Source organism: Bacteroidales bacterium, assembly GCA_018334875.1.
GTDB lineage: Bacteria > Bacteroidota > Bacteroidia > Bacteroidales > UBA12077 > JAGXLC01.
The window spans coordinates 1-4,741 of sequence record JAGXLC010000312.1; the positions used below are offsets into that span (position 1 = coordinate 1).

General features: G+C 40.8%; 5 protein-coding genes. 2 read left to right on the forward strand and 3 right to left on the reverse strand.

Annotated features, from left to right (window positions below):
• The 3 genes from KGY70_17130 to KGY70_17140 form a co-directional block, all read right to left on the reverse strand.
• Positions 1 to 626: efflux RND transporter periplasmic adaptor subunit (locus KGY70_17130; GenBank protein MBS3776924.1), on the reverse strand; the 626-nt coding region annotated here is incomplete at its 3' end.
• Between the two features lie 24 nt (positions 627 to 650).
• Entirely contained in the window at positions 651 to 2,057 is a 1,407-nt protein-coding gene (locus KGY70_17135) for a TolC family protein (protein ID MBS3776925.1), read from the reverse strand.
• Positions 2,058 to 2,070: 13 nt separating this feature from the next.
• The gene (locus tag KGY70_17140; GenBank protein ID MBS3776926.1) at positions 2,071 to 2,700 is read right to left on the reverse strand and encodes a TetR/AcrR family transcriptional regulator; all 630 of its coding nucleotides are present in this window, start codon (positions 2,698 to 2,700) and stop codon (positions 2,071 to 2,073) included.
• Between the two features lie 155 nt (positions 2,701 to 2,855).
• Between KGY70_17140 and lpxK the strand changes: the two genes are divergently transcribed.
• Together lpxK and KGY70_17150 are read left to right on the forward strand one after the other, a co-directional pair.
• Entirely contained in the window at positions 2,856 to 3,968 is a 1,113-nt protein-coding gene (gene lpxK, locus KGY70_17145; protein MBS3776927.1) for a tetraacyldisaccharide 4'-kinase, read from the forward strand.
• Complete coding sequence (locus tag KGY70_17150; GenBank protein ID MBS3776928.1) at positions 3,925 to 4,734, forward strand: purine-nucleoside phosphorylase; 810 nt, start codon at positions 3,925 to 3,927, stop codon at positions 4,732 to 4,734. The genes lpxK and KGY70_17150 overlap by 44 nt, the downstream gene beginning before the upstream one ends.
• Positions 4,735 to 4,741: the final 7 nt, after the last annotated feature.

The window sequence follows — 4,741 nt, forward strand, 5'->3', positions numbered from 1 at the left end:
CCGGGATTACCCATCTCCCCAGCCTTCTGGTTGACTGCCTCGACAATACCATCAAAGGGGGCTTTGATTTCCGACATGTCAAGCTGCTCCCGGAGCGTTTCCAAACGATTTTCCAGATTTTCCTTTCGGTTTTTGGCTTCCAGATACTGCATTTCGGATCCCACACTGTCCTGCCAAAGGCGTTTTTGTTTTTGAAAAGTTTTCCGGGCAAGCTCCAGATTGGTTTTCACCTCCTCAATATTGCTTTGTATTACACTGGTATTCAATCTAGCCATCACTTCCCCTTCTTTTACACGCTCGCCTTCCTCAACGTATATCTCAGTAATCCGGCCATTGGTTTCAGGGCTGATAAAAGCATCCTGAACGGCTTCCACACTTCCGTTGGCATTGACAAAATGTCTAAAAGTATCGGGTTGAAGCGTTTTGACAAAAACGGGTACCTTGTAGGTGCCTGCGGCTTCTCCTTCCCTGCTTTCCAATTGATCGTTGAGTTGATTGATTTTCTGCTGAAGCTCATTCATTTCTTTTTTATATTGAGCCATCTGTTCTCTGATTTCTTCCTTACCTGATTCCCGACTACATGCAACAAAAGTCAATACAAAAATGAATACGACAAATTTTTTCATTCTTCTCAGTTTTTTACAGTTTGATTACAATTCGTTTCTGATTTTTTCCAGCTCTGTTTTGGCATTTAATAAATCAACCACAGCATTGATATAATTCGATTCGGTATTTAAATAATCCCGGTTGGCCTGGGTTAATTCCATACTGCTGGCCATGCCCTCTGAAAATTTTTTGGATACCCTGTTGTATACCTTTTTTGCCAGTTCCATATTTTCCTGGGAATTCCGCATCTTTTCATAGGCGGTTTTATAATTGTTTTCTGCCTGTATATAATTATTTATCAAATTTTTCCGGGTATCGGACAAATTGTTTTCTGATTTTTTCAGATTGAGCTTTGCTTGCTGAACCCTGGAAATTTTCTGCCCGCTGTTAAAGATGGGAACACTCAACTCAAATCCGAACATACTGGATTCATACCATTTTTCATCCGGGTCCAGGGGATTAAATTTATCGCGCATGGCATTTTCCCGGAAATTATAAAAGCCAGAAAGGGTGGGAAGAAATTGCGCTTTTTCCCTTTTCAGGTCCAATTCAGATAGTTGCACCTGCGTGTCCATCAATTGATAATTTACGTTTTCGGTAACATCAAAATCCTCTTGTATCGATTCATTGATCGTGGTTTCCATCACAATCTCCTCCAGAGACTGGGTGAGTTTTAGAGGCCTCTCCAGTTCCAGCCCCAGTTGAATTTTTAACAGGTTTTGAAACTTTTCAAACTGTCGTTGGGTCGTGTTGATAGAATTTTCCAGAGAGGAAACGGAAATTTGAATTTTCTCCACCTCTGTTTGTTCTACCATACCACTTTCATAAAGCGCCCTGGAATCTTTCATTGATTGCTTCAAACTGGCCAGATTGTCCTTCAAAATATCAACATTTCTCCTGGTCAGCAATATAGAATGATAAGTACGTGCCACATTGGCTTTTATTTCCTGTTTGGACTGCTGATGCCGCTGCTGGAACAGTCCTTTATAAACACGGGCCGCCTGTAAACCTACAATATAAGGGCCGCTGAAAATCAACTGGCTAACCGACAAGCTTCCATCAAAAGTATGCTGGCTGCCGAACTGCACTTCAATCTTTTCAGGTTCCGGAACGGGCTGCTGTTGGATCACTCCTTGCTCCATAAGAACCTGAAGGATGGTAGGTTCAATGAAATTGGGGAACAACTGGGTGGACAAACTCAGATTGTTGTTGTATGATCCGCTTGCACTGATCTGAGGCAGGCCTCTTGCAGTGGTCTCCCAAACTTCCTTATCCGCTATCTTAATGTCAATCTCAGAATTGCGGACCTGAACATTATGTTCCATGGCATGATCCTGTGCCTGCTGCAAAGTAATCCTTAATGTATCTTCATCATCCTGTGCATAGGAATGCCCAGCCAATAATAAAGCCCAGGATAAAAAAACAGCGGTTTTAAACAGGTTTCTCTTCATAAAAATTCAATTTTTAGTATAGGTCTTTTTTATTTTCAAATTCTTTCAGTTTATTGTAAAAAATTTTTACTCCCTCTGCATTCGCAATGCCATGAATATGATAGATCATCATTTCCCGGATGAACTTCCATGAAGTCAATTCCTGAATGGTAAACATTTCATTGGCAAAACTATTCTCAATACGGCTGACGTGCACCCTTGAAATGATATCCTCATCCAACTCCTGCCTGTAGAGCCCTTCATCTTTGCCCTTCATAATATTCTCCTTCACAGCTTGATACATATTATTTTGCCTCAGCTTTCTCAACTTCCTGTAGTGATCGGGATAATATTTTTTGAGGTCATAATCTGTGGATGGATTATAGTTCTTCAACATTTCAATCACATATTCATTTACTTCCACCAGCTCCTCAATGGCATTTAATTTTTGTTTTTTTATCTCTTCTACATTACAATTGCGATTTTCTGTCAGATATTCCACAAAATGATCTACCAAATCATCCTTATTGGAAACATATTTATAGAGGGTTTTTTTTGACATCCCCAGCTCCCTGGCCACATCATCCATAGTTATGCTCTTGATTCCATACTGGTTATAGAGCTCGCTGGTCTTCTCAATGATATGTTGATATTCCTGATTCATGCCGCAAACATAAAACAAAAAACCGAAGAAACAAAAATAATATAAATAGTTTCTCAGGTTTCTTTTTACAAACAAACGATAGAGGTTGTTTAATAGGAATAATGCCGGAGGAAAAAGTTTTTTTATTTTTGGGGTCATCAAAACAAGCTTTATCCATGAAAAAACTAAGGATCGCGCTGGCCTTTCTTCTTTTCCCGTTAAGTATCCTATATGGAATTCTGGTTTTTTTCAGAAATAAAATGTATGATCAGGGTATATTGAAATCTCAGTCATTTAAGTTGCCCCTGATTTCAGTAGGAAACATTACGGTGGGAGGTACAGGCAAAACTCCACATATTGAATATCTTGCAGATTTACTCAAAGAGGAATTCGATCTTGCAACGCTCAGCAGAGGATATAAAAGAAAAAGCAAAGGATTCCAAATGGTTACCGAGGAATCAACCGTTAAAGAGGCTGGCGATGAACCTTTACAAATTAAACGGAAATTTCCGGGCATTACAGTGGCCGTATCCCGAAACCGGGTAAAAGGGGTGGAATCCCTTAGAGAAAAACTGCCCAACCTTGACCTGGTACTCCTGGATGATGCTTTTCAGCACAGGAAGATAAAAGTCAACCTTTCCATTCTGTTAATCGATTACAACCATCCCCTCAGCAAAGATTTTCTGCTGCCTCTTGGAAATTTAAGGGAGCAGGCCTATGAAAAGAGGAGGGCCAACATCATCATCATTACAAAATCACCTGCCAACCTGCAACCCATTCAAAGAAGGGTAATGTTGAAAAAGCTCAGGCCTTATCCCTACCAAAGCGTATTTTTCACTACCTATCAATATGATAAACCCCGAAAGGTATTCGGCCAATATGGTGAAGATTCTGATTCATATGAAGAAGAAAATTTCCCGGATCATAATACTACCATTCTTCTTGTAACCGGCATAGCCAATCCGCGCGTTCTTAAAAATCATATTGAGGGAACATCAAAGAAGATCCAAAAACTTAAATTTCCGGATCATAAAATGTATACAAAAAAAGAGATCAGAAAGATTCATCGGAGCTATGAGAAAATCGGCGGTAAAAAAGCGATTGTAACCACAGAAAAAGATGCCATAAGGTTCCGGGAATTATCAGATTTCCCGGAAGAACTGAAAAAGCATATGTATTATATCCCAATAAGGGTGAAATTTCTGAATAACCGAACCAGTGATTTCAACCGTCAAATCCTTGAACATGTTAGAAAAGATAAAAAACACAGCTTCCTTTATCCGGAATAAGATCTCCCGGGAACCCGACATCGGCATCATATTGGGAACAGGTCTTGGAGGCATGACTAACGATATAGACATTCATACGAGCATCCCTTACAAGGACATACCGGATTTCCCGGAATCAACAGTGGAGGGCCATCATGGACGTTTAATCTTTGGAGAGCTTGGGGAAAAGAGGGTCGTGGCTATGCAGGGGAGGTTCCATCACTATGAAGGCTATTCCATGAATGAGGTGACCTATCCGGTACGCGTGATGAAGCTTCTGGGTATTCAATTTCTTTTTGTCTCTAATGCCAGCGGAGGCGTCAATCCGGAATTTGAGATTGGGGACCTTATGATCATGAACGATCACATCAATCTGATGCCCAATCCGTTAATCGGAGAAAATATCGACAGCCTGGGACCCCGGATAGTAGATATGAGCGAGCCCTATGACAACACGCTTATTGAAAAAGCAACAAAAATAGCAGCAGAACATAAAATAAAAATTCAGAAGGGATGTTACGTAGCCACTTCCGGTCCCACACTGGAAACACCCAAAGAATACCAATATTTCAGGGCCATTGGCGGAGATGCCGTAGGGATGTCAACAGTTCCGGAAGTCATTGTAGCCAGGCACATGGACATTCCCTGCTTTGCTGTTTCCATCATTACCGACCTGGGGGTACCGGGAAAAATCAAGAAAGTTACCCATGAAGAGGTACAAAACGTGGCAGAAAAGTCAGCGCCAAATATGACCTTTCTGATGGAAAAATTAATTGCAGCACTTTAACCATTAA